The organism is Echinicola soli (genome assembly GCF_006575665.1).
GTDB classification, from domain to species: Bacteria; Bacteroidota; Bacteroidia; order Cytophagales; family Cyclobacteriaceae; genus Echinicola; species Echinicola soli.
Genome location: NZ_CP041253.1, coordinates 3,665,446 through 3,691,819, shown reverse-complemented (window position 1 = coordinate 3,691,819; position 26,374 = coordinate 3,665,446). Strand labels below are relative to the sequence as shown.

At 43.7% G+C, this 26,374-nt stretch carries 17 protein-coding genes and 1 pseudogene; 4 read left to right on the top strand and 14 right to left on the bottom strand.

Translation table 11 applies throughout. From position 1 onward, the window contains the following. Positions 1 to 80 precede the first annotated feature (80 nt). The 13 genes from FKX85_RS14605 to FKX85_RS14545 all read right to left on the bottom strand — a co-directional run bounded on the left by FKX85_RS14605 (position 81) and on the right by FKX85_RS14545 (position 19,940). The gene (locus tag FKX85_RS14605) at positions 81 to 467 is read right to left on the bottom strand and encodes a VOC family protein (protein ID WP_141615439.1); all 387 of its coding nucleotides are present in this window, start codon (positions 465 to 467) and stop codon (positions 81 to 83) included. A 9-nt stretch (positions 468 to 476) separates the two neighbouring features. Then, positions 477 to 1,535 carry a pectinesterase family protein gene (locus tag FKX85_RS14600; RefSeq protein WP_141615438.1) on the bottom strand — a complete coding sequence of 353 codons (1,059 nt, stop codon included), beginning with the start codon at positions 1,533 to 1,535 and terminating at the stop codon, positions 477 to 479. 26 nt (positions 1,536 to 1,561) lie between these two features. Continuing rightward, positions 1,562 to 3,046, bottom strand: a complete 1,485-nt coding sequence (locus tag FKX85_RS14595) for a pectate lyase family protein (protein ID WP_141615437.1) — start codon at positions 3,044 to 3,046, stop codon at positions 1,562 to 1,564. Positions 3,047 to 3,124: 78 nt separating this feature from the next. Continuing rightward, entirely contained in the window at positions 3,125 to 4,774 is a 1,650-nt protein-coding gene (locus FKX85_RS14590; protein WP_141615436.1) for a DUF4957 domain-containing protein, read from the bottom strand. A 31-nt stretch (positions 4,775 to 4,805) separates the two neighbouring features. Continuing rightward, on the bottom strand, positions 4,806 to 6,614 hold the full coding sequence (locus tag FKX85_RS14585; RefSeq protein ID WP_141615435.1) for a RagB/SusD family nutrient uptake outer membrane protein: 1,809 nt from the start codon (positions 6,612 to 6,614) through the stop codon (positions 4,806 to 4,808). A gap of 129 nt (positions 6,615 to 6,743) precedes the next feature. Then, positions 6,744 to 10,034, bottom strand: coding sequence for a SusC/RagA family TonB-linked outer membrane protein (locus tag FKX85_RS14580; RefSeq protein WP_141615434.1), 3,291 nt, complete (start codon positions 10,032 to 10,034; stop codon positions 6,744 to 6,746). 431 nt (positions 10,035 to 10,465) lie between these two features. Further along, positions 10,466 to 12,265: a pectinesterase family protein gene (locus tag FKX85_RS14575; RefSeq protein WP_229239632.1), complete on the bottom strand. Its 1,800-nt coding sequence runs from the start codon at positions 12,263 to 12,265 to the stop codon at positions 10,466 to 10,468. 146 nt (positions 12,266 to 12,411) lie between these two features. Continuing rightward, positions 12,412 to 13,203, bottom strand: a complete 792-nt coding sequence (locus FKX85_RS14570; protein WP_141615433.1) for a rhamnogalacturonan acetylesterase — start codon at positions 13,201 to 13,203, stop codon at positions 12,412 to 12,414. Between the two features lie 134 nt (positions 13,204 to 13,337). Beyond that, positions 13,338 to 14,093 (bottom strand): rhamnogalacturonan acetylesterase, encoded by a 756-nt coding sequence (locus FKX85_RS14565; RefSeq protein WP_141615432.1) that lies wholly within the window; start codon positions 14,091 to 14,093, stop codon positions 13,338 to 13,340. 2 nt (positions 14,094 to 14,095) lie between these two features. Continuing rightward, positions 14,096 to 15,790: a glycoside hydrolase family 28 protein gene (locus tag FKX85_RS14560; protein WP_141615431.1), complete on the bottom strand. Its 1,695-nt coding sequence runs from the start codon at positions 15,788 to 15,790 to the stop codon at positions 14,096 to 14,098. Between the two features lie 153 nt (positions 15,791 to 15,943). Continuing rightward, entirely contained in the window at positions 15,944 to 17,578 is a 1,635-nt protein-coding gene (locus FKX85_RS14555; protein WP_141615430.1) for a glycoside hydrolase family 43 protein, read from the bottom strand. Between the two features lie 57 nt (positions 17,579 to 17,635). Further along, positions 17,636 to 18,643 carry a pectinesterase family protein gene (locus tag FKX85_RS14550; RefSeq protein ID WP_141615429.1) on the bottom strand — a complete coding sequence of 336 codons (1,008 nt, stop codon included), beginning with the start codon at positions 18,641 to 18,643 and terminating at the stop codon, positions 17,636 to 17,638. A gap of 64 nt (positions 18,644 to 18,707) precedes the next feature. Further along, the gene (locus tag FKX85_RS14545; protein ID WP_141615428.1) at positions 18,708 to 19,940 is read right to left on the bottom strand and encodes a glycoside hydrolase family 88/105 protein; all 1,233 of its coding nucleotides are present in this window, start codon (positions 19,938 to 19,940) and stop codon (positions 18,708 to 18,710) included. Between the two features lie 732 nt (positions 19,941 to 20,672). Between FKX85_RS14545 and FKX85_RS14540 the strand changes: the two genes are divergently transcribed. From FKX85_RS14540 to FKX85_RS14530, 3 genes are all read left to right on the top strand, one after another. Beyond that, on the top strand, positions 20,673 to 21,719 hold the full coding sequence (locus FKX85_RS14540; RefSeq protein WP_141615427.1) for a LacI family DNA-binding transcriptional regulator: 1,047 nt from the start codon (positions 20,673 to 20,675) through the stop codon (positions 21,717 to 21,719). A 39-nt stretch (positions 21,720 to 21,758) separates the two neighbouring features. Further along, positions 21,759 to 23,204, top strand: coding sequence for a glucuronate isomerase (gene uxaC / locus FKX85_RS14535; protein ID WP_141615426.1), 1,446 nt, complete (start codon positions 21,759 to 21,761; stop codon positions 23,202 to 23,204). 139 nt (positions 23,205 to 23,343) lie between these two features. Next, positions 23,344 to 24,759, top strand: a complete 1,416-nt coding sequence (locus FKX85_RS14530; protein WP_141615425.1) for a tagaturonate reductase — start codon at positions 23,344 to 23,346, stop codon at positions 24,757 to 24,759. Between the two features lie 233 nt (positions 24,760 to 24,992). Here the strand turns inward: FKX85_RS14530 and FKX85_RS14525 are convergent, their stop codons facing one another. Then, the gene (locus tag FKX85_RS14525) at positions 24,993 to 25,427 is read right to left on the bottom strand and encodes a hypothetical protein (RefSeq protein WP_141615424.1); all 435 of its coding nucleotides are present in this window, start codon (positions 25,425 to 25,427) and stop codon (positions 24,993 to 24,995) included. A gap of 49 nt (positions 25,428 to 25,476) precedes the next feature. Here FKX85_RS14525 and FKX85_RS14520 point away from each other — a divergent pair. Next, positions 25,477 to 26,369 (top strand): annotated as a pseudogene (locus FKX85_RS14520) (IS1595 family transposase). Positions 26,370 to 26,374: the final 5 nt, after the last annotated feature.

The following is a 26,374-nucleotide window of genomic DNA, read 5'->3' as shown; positions in this document are numbered from 1 at the left end:
CGATAAGTCAATATTTTTGACTAAAATTCAAATCAAAGAAATGAACATACCCTAGAGAGCATTTTCATGACCATTTCATATTATTTTAGCATCGGTTTGGCTCGCTTACAGAGCTGAAGTGCCAAACCCCAGGGATCCTTTAACATGACCAAATGAGAGCCATCATCCAAGATATCATCACTGATCACCTCTGCTCCTGCCGCCACTAACCTATCACGGTCATCGGCAGGATCTTCAGAAACCAAGGCTAAATGAAGGACCAAGGGATGTTGGTTTTTAAAGTCCAGCACGGGAGCATTGGGATTATTATAAATCTCCAACATAATGGTATCACTGTCATCGGCCAAAAATGTCATGTAGGGACTGGAGGCTTGTTTACTGACAACACTGAGTCCCACATGTTTTTCATACCAATCAGACATCGCTCGTGGCTGGGCTACATTGATCGCAAAATGCTCAAATTTCATACTAATTATCTATTTAATTAACTCAGATATGGTTTCCAAAAATTCATAAGGATCCCAGTTATCCGTCACTTGATTTTCCGCATAGGTAGTTTTAAGGACATTGAGGGGATTATAGGCTTCGGCTTCACTTTCACTCAACTGAACAGCCCAATCGACCCTTTTGGAGGTGACGGCACCTGCTCCGGTATTACCGTATTCGACAAATCGCGCAGTAAGCTCATTGTCTGTATTCCCCCAATTGTTCCATCCTGATGGTTTGATAAGATCCCCCATTTTGCAGTTGATGTAGGCCACTGCAGCATGGGGTCTCCAAGGCCTGCCAAGATCCGTAGAAATTCCTTCCTCAGCCGTAAGCTCACAATCCCGAAAGACAAACCCAAAATCAACATACTCCTCGGTAGAGGCAGCTGTTATGGAAGTCCCACCATAAGAGTGGATTTTACAATTTTCAAACACCGCTGTAGCAGGTCCAAATATAAAATCTACCGTGCCTTCAATGTAGCAGTTTTTAAGAAATATTCGCTTCCGGTTACCATAAAAAGTATCCTGTCTGCCCAAAAACCTACAATTATAAAATATGGACTTATCACTATTTACATACAGCGCCAATGCCGGACCGTTTTCTGTCCCGGCGCTGTTCTCGAATGTAATATTAATTGCCACAAAACCTTCGCCGTGAACAAAAGTACTACTAGAACCGCTGGTTCCGTACTTCTCTCCGGTTTCTTCATTGACTTTATCGGCTGCATTATCAAAAGTCAGGATAACTTCTTCTTTACTTTCTCCCACGAGTACCAGGTTATTTTTACCCTTCGGAACGACTATCTCTTCTTTGTAAATCCCATTTTTAATGTATATAAACTGATTTGCAAATAAGTTGGGCCTCGCTGCATCGATAGCGGCTTGGACGGTGGTAAAATCCCCTTCTCCATTTTGATCCACCATAAAGTCAATGCTGATCTCTTCTTTCTCTTCCATTTCATCCGGTTCTGCCTCTTCCGAACTGGAACAGCTCACCAATACCATCCATAAAAGAACCAATCTATAAGGTTTAAAAAACGTCTTCATTCTTGTCGGGGGGTTAATTTATCTTACTATTCAAGCGGAAAATCCTTGATCAAACTATTAAGGTATACTTCCAAAAAGGTGTAAGGTGTACCTGCTTGGATTTTATGGCCATCATCAGGATCATTGGGATCCAGTTTATTGGCCGTTTCCCAATTGTCGGGCATACCATCTCCATCCGAATCTGTGACAGGTGTTCCCGCATCCAGTATCGGCCATCCTCCGACATCACTTTGCGTATCGATGATGCCATTGGTGCTACCATTCGAACCTTCATGATCATAATTTCCGTTTTTGACGTTGGCAATAATCCGGGCATCTACCTCATCCCGCTTAAGATTGGCCCCGGCATAATCGAGTACCAAATCGTACCCCTCCTCTGCTTGGTGGGTACTTACAGTAAAGCCATCCAGCTCATGCGCTTGATCCATCTTCATAGCTGCTTTGTCTGCTTCGCCCACAGTGCCATAGCTGCTGTGAAATTGATTATAAACGCCATAAGTCCAGTTATCTTCAGATGTCTGGCTGCTGCCCTCTACAACATTACCGTCGATATAGAACTTGCCCCAAATGTCGTAGACCTCAGTCCCTTCATTTTTATTCTTATCAATGGACATGATCCTGTTCCTCTTGCTGCCGGATGGAGTAGCAGGTCCTGGTTTGTAGTAACAATTCACGATATTGACATTCATGGCTTCACCACCGTAGGCAGCATTACCGCCCCAGTTATAGATCACATTGTTCCTGAGGTCTACCAGATCTGTCAAGGCAAACGCTTTACCTGCTTCCTCTCCCAGTCGTGGGTTCCTGCTGTCATGGTGTGCTAAGAGATTGTGATGAAAAGAAGCATATTTTCCTCCCCAGATCCCTCCATAGCCATGAGAGCCTTTTTCATGGACAGAGGTTTTGAGGCTCTCCGAGATAATGCACCATTGTAAGGTGAAATTTTCATTGGCATAAAAAGATACGCATTCGTCTGTTGACCAACTCATTGAACAGTGGTCAATAATTATATCCTTATGAAACCGCCCTCCCAAGGCATCACCTTCCTGCTGAGCTGTATCTCCCATCCGAAAGCGCAAATACCGAATGATCACATTGTCTGCGTCAATGGTCACTGGGTAGTTGCGAAGGGTGATTCCGCCACCAGGTGCGGACTGTCCAGCTATTGTTAGATCTCCTCGGGAAATATTCAATCGGGACTTTAACTCGATCGTCCCTCCCACATTGAAAACAATGGTACGAGGCCCACTTTGGTTCAAGGCATGCCGAAGCGTGCCTTGGCTATTATCATCATCCAGTTTGGTCACATAATACACATTTCCGCCACGCCCACCAGTAGCATACTGTCCATATCCTTCTGCTCCTGGGAAAGCATAAACAGGCCCATCATAAGGCTCTTCTTCCTCCTCGTCCACTGGATCTGGATCGGGTTCTGTACTACTACAGGATTGATAAAAAGCCATCAGCAGCATCACGCCAATAAGCCGAAAAAGTAAATAGTTGATTTTCATGGTCAGTTGGGGTTTATTGAAAAGGTGTGGCTTCCAAGCCACACCTTTTATTGGTTACAAATAAAATTTAAGTCTCTGTTAAAGCCGAGCTCTCCATTGAGGATCACCGCTGTCATATCGACCAGCAAAACCTCTGTCCTGGAAGTTGAAGTCATTATTGGCAGGATCTACCCAAAGGTCTGCTTGGGAACCCTTATAGTTTCCAACGGGGAATCCAGGTATTTCACCACTGGAGAAACTGAAATCATTGGTACTATAGACATTCACAATGTCAAAGTTGGTATTTTCCAATCCGTCGTAAATCCCTCTAATAGCATAGTTGTCTTCCATGGCTTCATCCCATCCATGTCCAAAAATACTGTTATGGATCACGATGCCTTGAGCCACGTTGTTGTTTCCATCTCCGCCTCTGTAGCGGAAGAAGCCTGAACCTCCACTTACGAAATTGGCAAAGGTGCAACTCTCGATGACAAATGACTCTGAATTACTACGGGAGGTCACCCCGAATTGGATCTTATTAAAGGTGGAGTTTTCCAATCGAATGTTTTTGATCATTGCAGTAGCCTCTGTGTCTACCGTAAAGATACCATAGCCTCCGATGCTGTCCACTACGGAATTTTTGATGATATAATTATCTATTACCGTGCTGGTACGAGCCCTGATAATACCTCTAAAGGTACCTATTTCACAATTGTCAAAGCTCAGTTCACCTACGTGGACATTCTCACGATTAGGATTAAAGACATAGTCTCCACCATAATCCTCCCCTCTCAGCTCCAGGCCAATAAACCGGATATGATCGATATCAGAATTATCATCAATGTCCCAGTTGCCGGTCGTATACAGTTTGGCTTTTTGCTCACCAAAACCATAAGCCGCGCGAATAGTGATGGATTTGTTCAGGTTATCCTCAGGGAAATCATAGGTCACCCCGCGCTGCACCAAAATGATGGCGCCATCAGGAGCCATGGCCACGGCGTCAGACACCGCCGAAGGGCTGGTATTTGCCCTTATGTCAATTACCCCGGGTGCAGTAGGATCAATATCTTGCGGTAATGTGGTGTAGTTTACCCAACCACGAAGGACATCTTCGCTGTATATGGCTACTTGATATTCCGTTTCTGGTTCTAGACCGTTAAGGACCATGTCACCAATTTCTTGCTCCTCAGCAGACACTTCTTGCTCGATCAGTGGTGTTTCCAGGTACAAGTCTTCTGCACTATAAGCCTTCACTTCTGTCACAGCTGCACCGATGGTTTGCCAGGTCACATGGGCAGCCACATCGATCACATCATAGCTTTCTGGATCGTTAAGGATCGTAGGAAATCGCTGGGTACGGACTGATCCAAGATCAGATACCTTACTGTCATATTCCTGTTCATCGGCGTGGGCGGTGGCCCTTACCTGATAGAGCATATCCCAAAATAACGATTGCCCAAGCAGTTCTTCGTTCAGTTCTACATAATTTGTGTCTGTCTCGATCACATACTCTGGAGCTGTAGCAAAGGAATCCCTGCTCACTTCCAAGGTATAGGATACTGCCTCGTTCATTTTCCCCATATTGACGATGATCGTATTTTCTTCTGAAAAGAGATCCTCAATCAGTACAGGCCTGAAAAGCCTTGTCCTTTCAAACATTTCATCATCTTCCTTACAGGCACTGATCACGATCAGGCCTAGCATAAGAATGCAGATGTTTTGATATATATTGTTCTTTATTAATTTCATTGGTTCCATTTTTAGCATTAGAGGTCAATCCTTAAAATCCATAACCGTCGTTTGTCAGCGTCCCTTGGCTATTGGCGATAGCTTCAGTAGGAATAGGGAAAATGTACCGCACCACGCCCGGTTGGGGGCCGTTAATGTAGTTTTCCCAGTCATTGGTCACCCATTCCTGGTACCCAAATTCATCACTATGAAGTGCTAACAAAAATGACTGCTGCGTCCACGTATCATCTGGTGGAGCGACCACTCGCTTATTAGGGTTCAAAATGGTGAAATCGCCATTTTCATCCACTTTCCAATACATGTAATCAGGATACTGTGTGGTACCGTTAAAAGCTGCGTCAGCCAATTCCTTTAATCCTTCCACCGTCTCGGCCATCTTTTCGGAATATATCCCCCAGCGGATCAATTCATACTTACGGATCATCTCTCCACCGAATTCCCAAGCACGCTCATCCACGATCGCTTCGAAAAAGGTATCTTTTCCACCAGAAACTTGGCCTACATAGGCATCCACCTTCTGTCCCCAATGGGCAGCATCAAAGGCTCTCCTACGTACACGCTTCAGTGCTTCCTGAGCTTCTGCTGTCGGTCCGTTCAATTCATTCTCAGCCTCGGCAAACATCAGTAAAACATCTGAATAACGCATCATTGGCCAGTTGATACCGGTACCTTTTGCAGTGGATTTACCGGGAGGTGTTGGCAGAAAGTGACGGCTCCATTTTCCTTGACCGATATCCAGTCCACCATTGACAAATTCATAGGTGAACTCCGTAGTCACCTTATATAGTGAACACGTCACATCCCTTCTTGTATCCAATGTATCAAAAGAAAGGTAATACGTAGGCGGGATCGCCATGTAGTTGTTTCCAGAACCATAATCATGGGAAGCGGTATTGCCACCGTCTACCCTTACGCCAATGTTCCATCCAACATCTCCATTCCCCAGGGAAAAAGGTACCTCGAATAACATATCGTTATTTACTGGAGTCTGGAAGGTACATTGGTTCATAAAAACCTGACGGAAGCTGGGGTTAAGCTCACGATCCTTTAGACTAATAAGCTTTTGCGAATAATCCTTGGCGATTTGATAATAGTCCAGGTAGTCACTTTCCCGTGCCATCGTCAAGTCCGGATTTAAGAAATATCCCCCTCTTTGCAATGAAAGACGGGCAATCATTCCCAAGGTATACTCTCTATTTACCTGCTCAATACCATTGGGTACCTGATCGGCCCAAAGCATTTTTTCTTCCACATTGATCAGGTGATTGATCTCCTCTGTAAGGATTTCATTCCTGTCCTTTTTGGGAAGGTTAAAATCAAGGCCGGCCTTGGGTGCTTCGACCATATATGGCACATCACCAAAATAATAGGTCAACATGCTGTACCAATAGGCTCTTAGCGTATAAGCTTCGCCCAAAAGCTGGTTCATCGTCTGAGAGGTTGCTGCATCGGTAGATTCCAGCATGCCACTGGTTTCTAAGCCTTCTATCGCAATATTGGCATCCCTGATGGCACGATATGCATAGGTCCACACGATCTGCAAGTCACGGTTACTCTCCAATGCTTCCAAATTCCAAATTTGATATCGGTCACCGTTATTTCCCCATCCACTGGAATGTTCTATATCTGTATTGCCGGTCATGTTATTGGATAACCTGGACCGGAAGGCATCCTGGCCAAAATGAGAATAGATGGCATTGACCCCTTTTCTGGCATCATCCACATTTGAATAAATATAATTTAAATCAAAAGTAGAAAGCGATTCTGGCTCCAGGAAGTCCTGACAGGATCCCATAAATGTCGCCGTAGCCGCTGCTATAATTATATGTTTTAGTTTCATCTGTTTATAATTTTCTTTCAAAGGACACATGTAATCTCGCAATATCTAAAAGCATTCCTCCCCCGGAATAAGTCACGGACAAGCATTGTGAAGCTTTCGTTTTGCTCAATTTCATGATACGTTTCGCGTTTAGAATGTCACATTAACACCTACTGTATAGGACCGGCTTCTTGGGAAAGAAGAATAATCCACACCTGGTGTCAAAGCAGAGTAGCTGCTGCTTCTGCTGGTACTTACTTCCGGATCATAGCCAGAGTAATCTGTCCACAACTTTAAGTTGTTTCCTGTCGCGTAAACCCTGAACTGGGACAGTCCTATACGAGAAATCAATTCGGTCGGCAGGGAATAGCCCACCGTTAGGTTATTGAGTCTGATGAATGAACCATCTTCTATCGCCCAAGAGTGAATCACTGCCCCGGCGATACCATAGCTGTTATGGGACCATATATTCTTGCCCGCGTTCATTTCCTCTAATTGCGTAAGATCCGTTACGATCTCACCGGGAGTTCCTGTATACGTACCGTCTACATCCAAATAAGTGTAGCGATTATCAGAAGACATGGTCGTCAGCATGTTACCATAAGTGACTCTTCTGAACTGGTTGTATTGGATCTTACCCGTATTATAGACATCATTTCCAAACTGATAATTGAAGAAGACCGAAGCATCAAAACCTTTCCACCGTGCATTTACACCAAATCCACCTTGGTTTTTAGGAAGGGTATTGCCGATGACTTTTCTATCATCCGCATCGATTTGGCCATCATCGTTGAGATCTTTTAGCTTCAAAAATCCCGGTCTGATATTGGTATTGCCGACTACAGAAGTGGAGTTTGGCACATCAGCTTTCAAGATATACTCCCCAGCTGCAGCATCATAACCTTCAAAATCATCCTCGGTATAGTATCCATCGGTGACATAACCATAGACATCACCGATCTTGCCTCCCACTCGAAGGTAAAAATCATTGATATTATTCAAGTCGGTACTGGCCCAGTTGGACTGAAAGAATCGCTCATTAGTGCCATCCAGCTCCTCTACCCTGGCTTGGTTAAGCCCCGTATTGAAATTTACGGAAAGTGAGAAATCCGGTTTGTCGATGATAAAGGCATTAATACCCAATTCCACCCCTTGATTGGAGGTGCTGCCCACATTATCCCATTGAAAAGGAAATCCAGTATTTGGAGGAATGGCTGATCTAAGTAATAAGTCCCTTGTAACATTTCTGTAAAAATCCAAGCTACCTTCCACCTTGGCCTTGAAAAGGGTAAAGTCCAAGCCAATATTTTTGGTAATCGTGGTTTCCCACTTCAGGTCTGGATTATAAAGCGTACTGCTGGATGGTTGGTAAAATACATTATCGGTATTACCAAATCCGGGACCTCTATTGGTGGAAGCACTGAACAGAAACTGTGTGGCAGTGGTCTCTATTCGGTCGTTACCCGTTTCGCCCCAGCTTAAACGTAACTTCAACTCATCTATCCAAGAGGATGCCTTCAAGAAGTCTTCCTCCGAGATTTTCCATCCCACAGCCACTGCAGGAAATACACCTACTCTATTCGCTTTGGAAAACTTACTGGAAGCATCAGATCTTACCGTTGCGGTGAAGAGGTATTTTCCCATGAATTGGTAATTGGCCCTACCAAACAGAGAAAAACGGTTTGAGTTTGTATAATCCTCGGTTTCATGTCGATCTGCCCGTCCAAAAGTCATATTTGCAAACAGTTCCTCAGGAGTAATGGACAGCCTAAAGTCCTCTGCTCTAAGAAAGTTTCGCTTACCTCCGCTGGAATATACTTCTTGCCCCACTAGGAAATCAAGGGCATGGTCGGTTCCTAAATTGTCAAATTTATAGGAAACACTGTTTAGCCATCTGTAGGAGAAAGTAGACCTATCATCCCTTTGGCCCAGAGGCATATTGTTGCCATTATTGAAAGACTCGCCCGTTAGAGGGCCATAAAACCTCAAATCTTCTCTAAAGTCCTTGGAGCCGTTAAAGGTAGATTTAAAGTTCAGGTCGTCGATTATTTCCCAAGTCAATCCCGCATTGAAGACATAATCATACTCTGTTCTTTTTCTCCAGTCCTGTTTTGCCAGCTCCACAGGGCTAACAAGGCTCAGCAAGAAAGATTGAAAATCATCTTCTGAATTGATCTGGTTCATATCAATGTCCAGTTCATCGGCAATTCCGTTGGTAGGTCGTGTTTGCACAGCATCCTTAATATTTATCTGAGCATTACCGGAAGTACCTGCACCATCGATCACGGTATGGGTTACCCTTGCCCCCACATCCATCGTAAGGCGATCTGCCAGTTTATGGTTTAATTTGAAGTTGATCACATTCCTTTTATATCCGGAATTGAGCATCAGGCCTTCATCTGTGTTATTGGTAAGGCTAAGCATAAACTTGGTTTTTTCGGTCCCCCCGCTAATACTCAAGTTATGGTACTGGCTAAGCTTAGGATCACCGAAAAGCTCATCTTGCCAATCGGTTGATGGTTTTTGCTTATATAGTTCCAAGTCATCGTAAACACCATAAAACTTTTCGAAATTTCTAACAGCTGCATTGGACTGAAGCTTGGCATATTCATAATTGGCAAGCGCAAATTCATAAGAGTCCAAGACATTGTACCTTCTGTCTTCCGGAAGACTTTTCCATTGGAAGAAATTATTATAGGAAATAGAGGTTTTACCTGCCTTCGGTGTTTTGGTGGTTACCACGATCACTCCATTTGCTGCTTGGGCACCGTAAATGGCGGTAGCCGCCGCATCTTTCAATACGGTAATGGATTCAATGTCTGTCGGTGGAATATCCCTGATACTTCCCACGATAAATCCATCTACCACATAAAGCGGGGAATTGTCCTGTGTCACTGATCCACCGCCCCTCACACGAATAACGACATCCGCACCTGGAGAGCCATCTGTGGTCAATACCCGTACGCCGGGAAGCCTACCAGTAATGGCTTGGGCGGCACTGGCTACGGGGATCTTGGCCAGCTCCTTACCGGACATGGATGCCACGGACCCTGTCATATCGCTTTTCTTAACGGTGCCATAACCGTAATCCACTACTTCTACCATGTCCAGTTGTGCCACATCCATTTCCATGGTCACATCAATTGTAGAACGTCCATTTATAGGGATTTCCTGTTTGATCATACCAATGGATGTAAACATCAAGGTACCATTGGGATCATTGACGGTCAGCTTATAGGCACCGTCCATGTCGGTACTGGTGCCTGTACTTGTACCTTTTAACAATACGGTGACACCCGGTACGGTCTCACCTTCTGAGCTTCGGACTACTCCGGTAACTTCCAATGTCTGGGCCTGCAGGTCCATCACACCGATTACCATCAGCATCAAAAGCAAGGAGATGCATCGGGAAAAACCCGATAGATTTTTGGTAAACATCATTTCGATATTGATTGGGTTTTGTTAATAAATATGTATGAATTCCAGCAAGCGATGGCCTACCGGCATTAGGTAATTCCTGAATTGAAATCTAGGTGTACAGCGTGTTGATCTTACCTCGGGGAAGGGAAATAAATGAGGATTTATCATGGTTATCTTAATTAAGGGTTTATTAATCTAATTGACTATGCTCAAGTGTTATTACACTAACTATGCGCAATCGATTGCATATTAATTAATAATTTTTATACATACAAATTAATTTCACAATTATTACAAATTACCATATAAAAATCTAATTTGACCATAAACAGTGATATAATAGATCATAAGTATATCATTCGACAGTTTGATAAATACTAAATCGATTCAATGTAGTGCAATCGATTACCTTTTACGGAATCGATTCCGTAAATTCGAAAAAAAAGGCACTTTTACCACACCTTTTGTAAAAATCCATCTACGAAATTCACAGTAGTTCCGAACCACGGCCGGAACAGCCAAAAGGGATGTGGACATGCCTCAAAAGTATGGACTTCACTATACACACCAAGTTTGTCCAGCTTCTTGATCATATCATCTTGCCCTGCATGAAACCGAGGGTATTGACTGTTAAGGAATAGTGAAGGGACGGCCACTTCTCCTAGTTGATGTAAAGCAGATGCTTGGTCCCAAATCTCTGGAACTTCCTCATAAGTACCGCCCAGCCACTCTGCGGCTACTGTCCCCTCGGAAGATTCCGGATGATGAAATGCCAAAACACCATCCATATCGATCAGTGCATGGACGCTGGCAGAAGCCGTTAGGCCAGAGGAAGGAGATTCATATGCTTCTCTTCCGTTGGTCATGGCAACCAAGGCGGCCAGCTGTCCTCCTGCTGATCCACCTGAAATGGCCACTCTATTGGTATCCAGTCCAAATTTTTCGGCATGCGATTTTAACCATTTGATAGCATCTTTCACATCATATACGCCAGCAGGATATGGCGCCTCTAAAGAAAGTCTGTAATCCATTACAGCCGTCACATAACCTTTCTTTGCCAGTGCTTTGGCCATCGGTGCCTGTAACGAACGATGACCAGAACGCCACCCTCCTCCATGTACCATGAGGATGCCAGGAAGTCTATCCTTCTGTCTGTGCTCAGGGTAAAAAACATCCATTTTCAACCGCCTGTACCCTAAATCCTTATAGTCTACATTGTCTTCTATCACACCAGCCACGGCTGTATTCCGGACAGGTTGGATGTCAGGAAAATGCTTCTGTAGTTGGTTATAGGAATCTTCAAGGTTAAATGAACTGTCTATTTGATAGCCATACCAAGGAAAGCCGTACGCATTGGTTTGCGATGTTTGTCCAGTGAAGATATTCTCAGCAGTATATTGTTTTGCTTCTTCCGCTGAAAGTTGATGAGCCCAATCTACTCGTTGGGAGCTGTTGGCACCAGGGCCTGTAGAGCCAAATTCTCCATAATAGGTAGTCTCCTTTACTTGAGGACGCCCCCAGTCATTCCAGCCTTCAGCCACGACATGATCCTCCATTTTACAATTGATAAACACCGTTTTGGCATAATCCCGCCATGGCCTGCCCAAGAAAACCTTGTCCACTCCCGCTGCAGCAGTTAACTTACAGTCCTTAAACACATATCCATAATTCACCCATTCTGGAGTGGAAGCGGCTGTAATGTAGGAATTTGACTTAGAATGAATTTCACAATTATCAAAAAGCGCAGTAGCTGATCCAAAGATAAAATCAGTAGTCCCTTCGATATAGCAGTCTTTATAGTATTGCCGGCTATTTTCACCTGAGGCAAACATGGTATCTTGATCACCTCTAAAATGGCAATTTTCGAACACCAATCGGTCTCCCTCTGCATGAAGGGCTACTGCCTGCCCCACGGATCCTGCAGTATTCTGAATGGTCAGATCCTGAAACCTCAGGCTATTCCCCCATACAAGCAATGTGTAGGAATCAAATGTATCCATGTAATTTTTTCCCGTATGATCATCATAGGTGATGATGGTTTTTTCAGGTCCATCACCCCTGAATGTTACATTGGTAATGGTGCCGGGAATTTCCAGTTTTTCCTTGTATACCCCCTCTTTAATGTAGACTGTAATGGGTTTAGGCAAGTAAACTCTAATGGCCTCCAGTGCGTCGGCTATATACAAAAAGTCACCTGTACCATCCTTTGCGACCACAATATCTTCTTGGACTTTCCCCTTGAGGTCACGCACTTTTCCATCCTTGGGATACGAATTTACATGCTGGGCGTTTACAGAAGTAAAACACCAACATAAGAGGAATAAAACAAAAATCGATTTAAAATGAGCCATCATTATTTCTTTTGTAGTGGTAAACCCAATTCGATAGGTCAGTAAACCTATCTTTCAAGTGAAGTCATGGCCTCATAGACCAAACGTGCTACTGCCTTAGCCCCTTCCGGCTGAAAATGGGTGTTATCATTACTTCCTTCTGGATAGGCCTCATACAGTCCCGGACCAAAATTCATAAAGTAATTTTCAGTAACATAATCCTTACCCATCTCTGTAAAATGCTCCATGGATAACCGGGTCAAATCAATCAGCAATGCATCCTTCTCTTCAGCAACTTCTACAGCAGCCTTATAATATTCACCATGTACATTTTGGAGAATGCCATCCTTCCAAGGGTAATTCCTGTTAACTGGGGTTATGATTATGGGAATTCCGCCTTTCTCTCTGGCCTGAGAAACAAAAAGACGTATATATTCCTTGTATCCTTCCGTAGTCACATATCGCTCCGGTTTATTTTCAGCAGCATCATTATGCCCAAACTGCATCAGCACCAGATCGCCTGGTCGCAGGTTTTCATAAATTTTACGCCACCTTCCTTCTTCGAAGAAGGTGCGGGTGCTCCGTCCACCTCTCGCTCTATCATCCACCACAACGGAATCTCCAGTTATCAGCCCACTTAGATGGGGTAAATTCCCCTTTTCCATAAATGGCTGAAATACCTGCCCCCATCCAGTTACTGGATAACGGGTTTTCATATAATCCTTTCCATGATCATAATTATCACGATAATCCGCCATGGTAGAATCTCCAATCAAGTACACGGTTGTAATTGTTTCCCTAGGCTGAAATCCAAGCATAAGCGGCAGTAGGCATAAAAGGAGCTTCATTGTATTTCTCATTTTATTAGTGTTTTTTCATCTTCAACCCAAAAGCTGGCAAAATAGGACTAATCCTACTTTATCATTATTTCCATATCACCCAAAAGGGATGCTCACAACCCAAATCGGGAACAGAGGACTCTTATCTTGATACTTCAATCTTTCAGAAACATCACCAATTCAGGTAATTCCTTTTTCAGCTCAGCCACTGCAAGGTCACATACCTTAAATGCCCCTGTTGGGCTGAGGTGGGTATTATCATCTTGTCCATCTTTGAACCGTTCATAATCGCCAGGCTTATAATGCAGGAAGAGTTCCTTGGATTTTTCCTCACCAAACTGCTCAATCACTTCCACCGTTTTCTTATGCAAATCAAAAAGAGGGATATGGTACTCTTCAGCCACTTCCCTTACCACTTCCGAATATCGTCCATGAGTATCCACCAGGATACCATTTTCATAACTCCTTCTGGAGATGGGCGTGGCCAATACAGGCTTACCACCTTTTTCATACGTCTCTTCTATATAGCGAATCAAATTATTCCTGTAATCTGTATTGGGTGCTGCATACCTTTCTGGAGATTTGGACTTTTGGTCATTATGACCAAATTCAATAATCACATAATCGCCTGGCTGTATGGACTGATATACCTTATCCCAATGTCCTTCGTCTCTAAAGCTCTTGGTGCTTCTGCCATTGAGGGCATGGTTTTCTACCTGAACACCCGCTGTAAAATATAAGCCAAAAACCTGCCCCCAACCCTTTTCTGGATTACTGCCAGAATAGGGTTTATTGGCCATCGTACTATCGCCAATCATAAATATGGTAATCTCTCCGTCCTTTGGCACAAAAGAAAAGAGAAAACCTGCGATAGTAACAAAAGACAGTATAAAACCGATTTTTTTATTCATCTTTATTTAATTTTTAGTGCGTTGGCAGGTAAATCATTACCTTTTGATACCTGTTCATTTATAGTTGAAAAATCAGCCTTGTCAAGCTGAATTGCATTGGTAAGTTTTCCTAATATCCTGACAGGGGTCTTGCCATTTTCTTCAAAGGTAAATCCACTGACATTGACATTCTTGCTGTTGTAAACGGTCAATGCAGAAGTTCTCTCGGCTTTCACTTGGACATTTTTCAATATCAACCCATCAGTATCAATCACTGTGATACCGTTTTTTGCTTCCAACAGTGCATTTTCAAGGCGCACATTTTCCAAACTCTTCTCCGGCAATCCCATGAAAAAAGCAGCAGTTCCTGAACCTGTGGCTCTAATGTTTTTCATGTAAATATTTCTAAAAGCAGGTGTCTCTTCGGTCACAGGCACAATGGCCTCATTCCTAGCTTCATCTTCTGCATCCTGGTCTTCCTCTAGTACAGGTGAGTTGCCACCATAAAACATGTTAAAACGTATCGCATCTGTGGGAATATTGATCATGTCAATATCAGAAATATGGATATTTTCCACTACTCCCCCTCTGCCACGGGTACTTTTAAACCTCAGCCCAACATCCGTACCGATGAAGGTGCAATGGGATACATGTATATTTTTCACCCCTCCTGACATTTCGCTGCCTACTACGAACCCACCATGGGCATGGTAAACAGTATTGTTTTTAACAATGACATTTTCCGTAGGCATCCCTCTATCACGTCCATCTTCATTCTTTCCAGACTTAAAGCAAATGGCATCATCTCCCACATCGAATGTATTATTATAAATCAGAGCGTTCTTGCAAGACTCAAGGTCCAGTCCATCACCATTTTGGCTGTACCAAGGATTCCTAACATTAAGGTTACGAATGACCACATTTTCACTCATCAGCGGATGAATGTTCCATGCTGGGGAATTCTGGAAGGTCGGGCCATCCAAAAGTACCTTATTACACTTCACTAAACTGACCATCACGGGGCGCAGGAAATCTTTTACGGAAGCCAGTTCATTTTCGCTGATCAAATCAGGCACATTAAAATTGGTACTGCTTGTATATCCTTTCTTTGACTTGGCGGTGGGAAACCACATTTTTTTATCATCAGAAAGCACACCTCCTGATCTAACGAGCTTATCCCACTGGCCAGCGGTCATCTTGCCTTTTTTTACTGGACGCCAAGCATCACCATTTCCATCGATCACTCCAGTGCCGGTAATGGCAATATTTTCAGCTTCAAGGGCATTGATGGGCGAAATGCACCGCACCGTGTTCAAGCCTTCAAAACTGGTCTTTACCAATGGATAGTCATCAAAATCCCTACTAAATAGCACCAATGCACCATCTTCAAGATGCAAGTTCGTATTGCTCTTAAGCGTGATGGGACCGGTAAGCCAAATTCCCCTCGGAACGATCACTCTCCCGCCGCCTGCTTGTACTACTTCGTCGATGGCTTTGGCAAAAGCCTCGGTATTTTTCACCATACCATCTCCTTTTGCTCCAAAATCAGCAATACTTACTGCACGGTCTGGGAAAGACGGAAGCTGTACTTTGGGCATCTTAATCTCCACCCCTTCATAAATATCATCTAGCACGGGGTCGATCTGCCTTGCCTGCACCAAACTTGTGAGTACTGCCAAGGCTGAAATCAGAAATATACTTTTATACTGTTTTTTCATTATTCATGGGTTTATTATTGCTAGCTCCATATCAACGTTCAATACTTAATATCTTTCCACTTTAAGAATTACCGGAAGAAGTCGCTAACGTTATTTTTTCAATTCTATACTAGTCCATTACACCCCGGCGCGCATGTTTTTCCATTTTCACCATCACTTCGAAAACCTAAACCAGTCTACATCCGCGTATCCTGAGTCATTAATTTTTTCATCTCTGACAGCAAAAAGCCCCACTTTAGCACCTATCCATTTTCCTGGGACAGCTGTAAAAGTATCATCAATGGCGGTGAACGTCTCACCATCCTCACTGAAGGCAAATTGGCAAACCGCTCCTTCTTTTACCGTCACCCGAAGCTGCACCGTATGATCGGATAACTTCTTAATGATGGTTTCCTTTTCAGCTTTACCATGCTCGGCGTCATCGCATTCTACGTATTTCAAATAGACGCCATCTTCGGCACTCTCTAAGGCCAGGTAAGCATAGCTCATTCCCATGACGATAAAGCCAACTTTTTCATTTTGGAGCTTTTCATTTGGATGGAATGTTAATTCGGTTGTCGTGGTAAATTCTTCGGCTGGAAATTTCTGCAAAAGTAAATTTGATGCTGCCCAAAGGTTTTCTGCATCTTCGGGAAGCTGATCGGTGTACAGTCGGAGCATCCCTTTAGCCGGATTGGCAAAAGCCCATGTTGCCTTTGGATTGGCATGCCATTGCCACTGCAGTCCGATGTCATTTCCTTCAAATTCATCCGAATCATCTACTGTGGCGACAGGGTGACTTTTGCCAACATCTGGCTTCTTATAACGCATCACCGGCTCTCCTGTACCGTCACCATCTTCGTCTTCTCCCATGGTGGGCCAGTCATTTTCCCAGGTCATCGGCTGCATGTGGACGATCCGGCCGTAAGCTTCCTTATCCTGAAAATGAACAAACCAGTCTTCTCCACTTTCGAGGCTCACCCAGCCACCTTGGTGGGGACCATTGATGTCCGTAGCTCCTTGTTCCAGTGAAATGTGCTCTTGATAGGGGCCGTAAGGATTCTTTGAACGTAGGATCAATTGCCAGCCTGTCGATACACCACCTGCTGGTGCAAAAATATAATAGTAGCCGTTACGCTTGTAGAATTTAGTGCCTTCTACAGTAGGTTGGTCCTCATGGCCATCGAAGACAATCTTACCTTCCCCTGTGGTTTCGGTACCGTCAGCACTCAATGGTTTTACGACCAAGACACTTTTGATACCTGCACGGCTTCCTGCAAAAGCATGGGACAGATAGGCATTGCCATCTTCATCCCATAACGGGCACGGGTCAATCAGTCCCTTTCCGGCTTCCACCAAAACGGGGGCTTCCCATTCGCCTGCGGGATCCTTGGTCTTCACCATATAAATTCCAAAATCAGGATCACCCCAATAGATATAATATTCGCCTTCATGATACCTGATCGCCGGAGCCCATATACCGTTGCCGTGCTGAGGTTTACTGAAATGATCCAATGGCACTTGACGATCCAGTGCATGCCCCACCAATTCCCAGTTTACCAAATCTTTAGAATGTAAAATCGGAAGTCCAGGAGCCACATTAAAGCTCGAAGCGGTCATATAAAAATCGTCTCCTACCCTGCAAAGGTCTGGATCTGAATAATCTGCATGAATGATAGGATTGATATAAGTGCCATCTCCCTGGTCTGCCACCCATACTCCCGAAGGGCTGCTATCCTGTGCAAAAACAGACATGGTACTTCCTATACCGAAAGCTAATCCGGCCAAAATTGGTCTGAATAATTTCATGAATGGGTTATTTATTTTGGTTCTGTTAATTCTCTGTTCTCTGGTCTTCAATCATCCCTAATCTTCCTTTTCAGCTTGGAGGACCTCTTGAGGATTCCAGTCATCATCTCCGCTAAGGATATTTTCGACCGTGTAGGCTTTGCCTATATCGGGAGTAAGCTGCCATGACCACATTACCCTGTCATCAGGAGCCGCCCCGGGGCCGTAAGAACGAAACTCTGCATAAAAACAGTTTTCCTCTGCTGAAGGCTTCCCCCAATTATGCCACCCTTCAGGCTTAACATGCGCACCCATTTCACAGCTGATAAACACCGTCTGGGCATAATCGCGCCATGGTCGTCCTAGATAAACACTCTTCTCGGGTGCGTCACTGGTCAGCTTACATTTGATAAACACAAAACCATGGAGGCTCCCCTTATCTGTGGAAGCTGCTGTAATGTAACTTCCGCCATCCTTGGAGAAAATTTCACATTCTTCAAAAACGGCCGTAGACCACCCGAAGATAAAATCTGTTGTCCCTTCGATGTAGCAATTTTTATAGTACTGTCTACTGTTCTTTCCATGAGGATAAAGCGTGTCCTGATAGCCTAAAAACCTGCAATTTTCAAATATCACCTTATCACCATCGACCCTCACGGCTACAGCTTGGCCTACAGGACCGGATGCGTTTTCGAAGGTGATATCCTTGGCTAAGAACCCGTCTCCAAAAACAAAAAAGGAACTTGAACCAGTGGTTCCCATTTCTTCGCCATATTTATTTTCCTTGGAAGCATAATCGTCGTATGTAACGATCGTGTTGGAAGCATCACTTCCTATCAAATGTACATTTGTCTTTGTCGAAGCCAAGGTTAACTTCTCTTTGTACTTTCCTGGCTCCAGGAATATTCGCGTTACGGATTTTCTAAAATCAGGGACACTATTAAATGCCTCTTGAATGGTAGCAAAGTCGCCGGAACCATCTTTGGCTACTGTAATATCATATCCCTGTGCCTGCGCAAGCGGAGCCATCAGGCAAAAGGACAAAATTAATAGGTACTTAATATAGGTTACTTCTTTATTTGACATGCGATAAGAATTGCGGTTATGGTTTGGTAAAGCATGGAAATTAATAAATATTCAGTAACCTTGGTCATTTTAATGCTTCATGTTGTAAGGAAGCCAAGATAAAAGGCCCGACCCCTTTAGGGTCATTGTCCCTTTGGGGCTCACTGATGTAGTACTCGTAAGAACCATCACGATAAGGATCTCCTCCGAGGCCGGCTACTGCGCAGACATTGGTGATACTGATGCCACCATCTGCATCTTCACGGATAAATTCATCCAGCAGTCCTTGATACGCCTTTTGACCATACGCCAAGTATTTTTTGTCCAGGTACCCTTTGTCCACCCCTTTCAAAAGAAAATAGGTAAACATGCTTGAGCAAGATGATTCCAAATAATTTCCTTTACGTTCACCCTGATCTAACACTTGATACCAAACACCCGTCTCATCTTGGTATCGAATGATACCAGCGGCTATTTTTTGGGCTACCCCGATGATCATGTCCCTTTTGGGATGATCTACAGGAAGATAATCCAGCACATCTACCACGGCCATGCTAAACCACCCAATGCTTCTCCCCCAATAGTTCGTGGAGAGTCCAGTTTCTGGATCAGCCCACTTCTGTTCTTTGCTTTCGTCCCAGGCATGGTGATATAAGCCTGTTTCTTCACTGTAGCCATATTTGTCCATCAGGTAAATCTGGTTGGCTACATCATCAAACAGTGCCGGTTCATCAAATTCTGCTGCATAACGCGCCAGAAAGGGTGAGCCCATATACAGACCGTCCAACCACATTTGGTGCGGATAGCGCTTTTTGTGCCAAAATCCGCCTTCGGAAGTTCTGGGATGATCACGCATCTGATCACGCAGCTCCTCGATGGCAAGCTTATACTTCTCCACTTTCGTCTCATCATATAGTCCAATCAAAAAACGGCCTCCATTGACCCTATCAATGTTATAATCACTTTTTTTATAAGTCTTGATGGCACCATCCTTTTCTACCATAAAGTCTGCAAAATTCACTATATAATCGAGGTATTTTTGATCATTTGTCTTTTCGTACACTTCCTCCATGGCGGTCATGACCAATCCATGCGTGTATTCCCATTTTGGCTTCTCATTAAAGTCTAATGTCCAGCCTTCGGGATTTCTCTTAATTTCAGCATCTGCCATCCATGTAGAATAAGCCTGTTGTTCTTCCGTGATTTGAACAGTTTCTTCTGTTTCGGAAGATTTTTTAGAGGAACAGGACAATAATACAATGGATGCTAATACTACGGGAAGAGCTTTACTCAGTAGATTTTGATTGCGCTTAATCATGAGGCAAAAGGTTAAATGAATGGAAAATGTAAGAAAACAAGGGTTTCGATCGGTTAAGAGAATCGGTCGAAATTATTACGCACTGATCTTACTGGGACGGGTACAACGGTCGCTGTTGGCAGCTTAAACAACACCTTAAAAAATTGCAGACAGCTGGTGCTAAAACTATTTCTTAGGTTTTTCATCATTCTGGGGTTTTATAGTCAATTGATTTATCTTCTTGCGCTTTCGTCTTGGGAGTAATTTGAAAAGTCCCCCTCAAGCGAAGGGGACATTTCACATCATTAACCCTAAACTAATTACATTCAAAACAAATTCACGATTGCTCAGTCACTTAGTGTGATCCGCCTCCTCTACCAAATCATCATCTTCACTACTTTGAGCAATCGATTGCATATTTAATTATTTTTTTTCACACATTAAAACTTTATCCTAAATAATCGATAAAATTATTTTAAAAAGTAGGAAATAAATATAATTAACCATCATTATACTTTAAAACGACCATTCTCCAATAAAAAAATATTACAGATATTACTTGGCTATAGTTCAAATAAAAAACTATATTGCGCAAACGATTACATTATATTTTAGGACAAATACGTACTAAAACAACAACCCTTAATAACCAAAACATGCCAAAAACAGGTGATTATCACCCGGTTTAGACATTTGCCATAAAATTGAAAGAATTGTCTTAAATTTGAGGTTTTGGCAACCAGTTCGGAAAAAATGAATAAGAGAAAGAAAGCGACGATCCATGATATAGCTTCCAAGTTAGGCATTACAGCCAGTACGGTTTCTCGTGCGCTGAACAACCATCCGAGGATAAGTGATGCCACCAAAAAGCTGGTCAACAAAACTGCGAAGGATATTAATTATCAACCAAACAATATTGCTGCGGCTCTCAGAAATGGAAGGAGCAGATTGATCGGGATAATCGTCCCTACGGCCAACAGAAATTTCTTTTCTTCCGTGGTCAGGGGAATCGAGGAAATCGCCAATCAGTTAAACTATAAAGTGATCATCAGCCAATCTTACGAAAACTTTGAGCAAGAAGTCCAGATCGTAGACACCCTTCTCAGTGCTCGTGTAGACGGTATCATCATGTCCATCGGGAAAAACACGGAAGATTTCGAACACTTGGAGCGCATAGTGGAAAAGAGTATCCCCTTGGTATTATTTGATAGGATCACTGATGATGTGGAAGTTAACCAAGTGGTCATTGATGACTACATGGGTGCATACAAAACAGTGGAGCATCTCATAGAAAGTGGGTACAAAAAAATTGCCCATTTTACCAACCCGCGAAAAATCAATATCTATAGCGAAAGGCTTCGAGGCTATACCGATGCACTTCGTGATAATGGGATTCCCTTCGACAAAAACTTGGTAATAGAAAGTAATATGCAATTGGAAGATGGACAGAAGTCCGTATTGAAGATGCTCGATAAGCACCTGGATTTTGATGCCATTTTTTCTTCCAGTGACTACGCGGCCATGGGCGCCTTGCAAATGCTCAAAGAAAAGAACATCAACGTTCCAGAAGAAGTGGGCTTGGCAGGCTTTGGAAATGAACCCTTTACGTCTTTCACCACCCCTTCCCTGACCACGGTGGATCAGGTGAGTATCCCGATGGGAAATGTCGCGGCTGAATTATTCTTCGAACTTCTCAAAGCCGATCCAAAAAAATACGTTCCGCAAAAAACCGTACTCAAGCCTGAGCTGATCATCAGAGAATCATCTATGCGGAAAGTAAATCAACCTGTAGATAAATAATTTAGATCTTTTGAAAATAAAAAAACCAAAAAAAAGTATATGTTGGACCAAGTGAGCAATCGATTGCGCAAATCAAACAAAACTTTCCTGTCAGATGATTTTCTATTGCAAAGTGAATTTGCACAGGTTCTTTATCATGACTATGCCAAAAAACTGCCTATCATAGATTATCACTGCCATTTGTCTCCCAAGGACATTGCTGAAAATAGAATATTTAAAAATCTCACCGAAATCTGGCTTGCCGGAGACCACTATAAGTGGCGTGCCATGCGAACACTTGGCATTGATGAAAAGTACATTACCGGAAAAGCATCTACCGACAAGGAGAAATTCCAAAAGTGGGCCGAAACCGTTCCGTATACCTTAAGAAATCCACTTTATCACTGGACACATCTTGAGCTGAAAAGATACTTTGGCATCGAGGAACTACTCAGTCCTGATACCGCTGATAGTATTTATCAAAAAGCCACCGATTTGCTCCAGCAACCTTCTCACCATACCCAGGGACTATTAAGTCAAATGAATGTGGAAACGGTTTGCTCCACCGACGATCCTATCGATAGCTTGGAATACCATGTAAAAGCCAAAAAAGACGGAACCAAACCTAATCTCTTCCCTGCTTTCAGACCTGACAAGGCATATGCGGTAGAAAACCCTGCCGATTACATGGCCTACTTGGAAAAACTCCAAGAAGCCAGTGGGGTGTCCATCAACAAATACGGGGACCTTTTGGCAGCGTTGGAAAACCGAATAGCATTTTTCCATGACCATGGGGGCAGGCTTTCTGATCACGGGCTGGAGCAGCTTTACTTCTTCAATATGGGCCATTATAGCGCAGAAGACCTGTTCAAAAAACTATCGGAACAAAAGCCACTCACTATAGAGGAAATCCAATACTTCAAGTTTGAGACATTGCTTCACCTCAGCCACATGTACCATGCAAAAGGCTGGACACAGCAATATCATTTGGGAGCACTAAGAAATACCAATGAACGGATGCTCCGTATTTTGGGGCCGGACACGGGCTTTGACTCCATTGGCGATTTCTCTCAGGCCAAGGCCATTTCCAAATTCCTCAACCAACTGGACAGCACTGACCAGCTGACCAAAACAATCCTTTATAACCTCAACCCAAGAGACAATGAAGTATTGGCGACCATGATCGGCAACTTCAACGATGGCTCCATCCGTGGCAAAGTTCAGTTCGGCTCTGGCTGGTGGTTTCTTGACCAAAAGGATGGTATGGAAAAACAGATGAATGCACTTTCCAATATGGGACTGTTAAGTTGCTTCGTGGGAATGCTTACCGACTCCAGAAGCTTCCTTTCCTTCCCAAGACACGAGTATTTCCGAAGAACGCTTTGTAACTTGATCGGCAAGGATGTCGAAAATGGCGAACTACCTGCCGATGAGAAGTGGCTCGGCAAGATTGTCAGTGATATTTGCTATCACAATGCCAAAAACTACTTTGAGTTTGAACAATAGAAATTCACGATAAACCATGAAACCGATACGGCCAATACCATCATTAGACCTCTTGGAGAAAGATTGGATTGGTCGTCAAAGGTTCCATAGCATGTCCCAAAGTCATAGGGATGATCGCTGAAAAAACAATTATAAACACATGAAAACACTTAACAGACAACATGTCGAAGGGCTTACAGAAAGGCCCGTAAAAGTCCTCCAGTTTGGGGAAGGCAACTTTTTAAGAGGCTTTGTGGACTGGATCATCGACACCATGAACGAAAAAACCGACTTCAACGGTGACGTGCAGTTGGTACAGCCTATCCAACATGGCCTGGGCAAAATGATCAATGATCAAGAAGGTCTCTATCATGTACAGCTCAGCGGCATCCAAAAAGGTGAAGCCAAAGAGGAAACCCGCCTGATCACTTGTGTGAGAGGAGCGGTCAACCCTTATGAAAGTTATGAAGTGTACCTGAAGCTGGCCGAAAATCCAGATTTGAGATTTGTCGTTTCCAACACCACGGAAGCAGGCATCGCTTATAATCCGGAAGATGATGACAGGGAGAAACTTCCCGGTTCATTCCCCGGTAAACTGACCGCTCTACTTTACAGGCGTTTTGATACGTTTAACGGTGACAAGTCCAAAGGACTTCATATCATTCCTTGTGAGCTGATCGATAAAAACGGTGCCAAGCTAAAAGAGATCATTCTTCAATACGCGTCCCTATGGCGGCTGCCAAATGGCTTTATCCAATGGATCAATGAGGCAAACACCTTCTCCAACACCTTGGTGGACAGGATCGTCCCTGGATTCCCCAAAGAGACCATCAAGGAGATCCAAGAAAACATTGGTTTTGAGGACAATTTGGTGGTAAAAGCAGAGCCTTTCCACTTGTGGGTGATCGAAGGGCCAGATACCGTCAAAGCGGAATTCCCCGCAGAAGAAGCTGGACTGGAAGTGAAATTCGTCAAAGACCAATCCCCATACAGGACCAGAAAAGTAAGGATACTAAACGGCGCCCACACCTCTTTGGTACCTGTAGCCTATCTCCATGGTCTGAGAACCGTAAGGGAATCCGTCGAAGATCCGGTCATAGGGCCATTCCTGAACGAAACCATCCAAGGTGAAATCATCCCTACCCTGGACCTTCCCAAGGAAGAGCTGGAGCAGTTTGCCAATGACGTGATGGACCGCTTCAAGAATCCATTTGTGAAACACCTTTTGAGTTCCATCGCCTTGAACTCCATCTCTAAGTTTAAGGTAAGGCTATTGCCTTCCCTTTTGGAATATGTGGACCGAAAAGGCCAATTGCCACCAAATCTGGTACGCTCACTCGCTGCTCTGATCGTTTTCTATAAAGGCAGCTATAATGGTGAAGCCACCCCAGTACAGGACGATGAAGAAATCATCAATTACTTCAAGACTATTTGGGAAAGCCATGATCTCGACCAAGTGGCGAACGAAGTCCTGAAAAACATCAATTTTTGGGACACGGACCTCACCAAAGTCGAAGGCCTCCAAGCAGCTGTGGCGGAACAATTAAGCCAACTAATGGACAAGGAAAAAGTATAATCAATAAACCCCTAATATTAGATTTAGAAAGAAAAAGGAAGCTATTTTGGTTTCCTTTTTTTCGTTTCGGAACCTGATTTTACTTCGCAGAATAAAACACAACACCGGGAAATCCATGTGGGGATTACAAATCCCCATTATTCCGGTTCAGGATTGCACCCTTCGACTCATGCCCCGGACAGGCATCCCAGCAATTATCCACTAAATCAGTGTCATCAGCGTGCTATTCCTCATTACTCTTTGAAGTGAAGTTTATACTTTTCAGTTTTTCTATTACCATACTTTCCATGCTCTACCAATAGCTCAAAATCTGGATAAGTGGTTTCCGCAATACCCTGAACCTTGGGGTCTAACAGCCCTTCTATTTTATAGAGATTGCTCTTGGTATAATAATCCCCATCAGGCATTACCGATACCAAAACACTGGAAAGGACACTATCATGGCCTTCAAAATAGCCTTTTGGTGTAGCCTTAGTATCAAAAATAGTATAGACACTTACAAAGAAACTACGCTCATAGAGACCATAAAAGGAATAATCCACCTTATCGATATTGGACAGGACATAATTCAGGGATAATTCATCAGAAATATCCTGAACTACGGAAGATTGTGCTTTGAAGTTTAACAGACATGCGCTTGTCAAAATAATAACAATAAATAATTTCATTGAGGCCATCAGGTAAATTCATATATTTATCCACTCAATGAGCATTAATATCGATATTTTTAAAGGACAGAACCTTCTGGAGTTCTCTGATCGGTTCAAAAGCGATGTAGATTGCAAGAAATACCTGTCGGAAGTCAAATGGGATCCGGGCTATACCTGTAGGAAATGCGGTCATTCCGGCAGCCAAGTGCGCAAGGATTATTCCCGGACGTGCAACAGGTGCAGTGACACGGAAACGGCCAGTGCCGGTACGCTTTTCCACAAAGTGAAATTCGGTCTCCGAAAGGCGTTCTTTATCTGCTTTGAGATGTCCACGAGCACAAAGAGCCTGTCTGCCAGCTATATGGCTGTCCGTTATGGGGTAGCCGAGAACACCGCACGACTGTTCATGCACAAGGTCAGGGAAGCAATGAAATCCAGCGGCAACTCCCCTATGGACGGGGAAGTGCATGTGGATGAGTTTGTTGTGGGCGGAAAAGAGGATGGCAAGCCCGGTAGGAGTTATGACAGCAAGAAGAAAAAGCCGTGTGCGCAGTCCAGCTGACCGATCAGGGCAAGGTCAGGCGTTTTTATGCCCTGCCCATTGATGACTTCTCCTCCAAATCGCTCAAAGGCATCTTTGAAGGGCATATCAGCAAAGGGGCGAGTGTCACCACAGATGAATGGCGGGGGTACAGGCCCATCGCCAAAGATTACCATATAGAACAGGTCCCAAGTCTTCATGGGCAAAACTTCAAGGCCATGCACACCATGATTCACCAGGTAAAGTACTGGATAAAAACAACCTATTCATGGGTAAGCAGGAAACGCATCGGAAGGTATTTCAACGAATTCTGCTACAGGCTGAACAGGTCACAGTCCAAACTAAGAGTGTTCCATAACCTCATCAAGAGAATGGTCGATAGAGGCAAGGTTTACCAAGCTCAAATCATATGTAGCTAAACTCT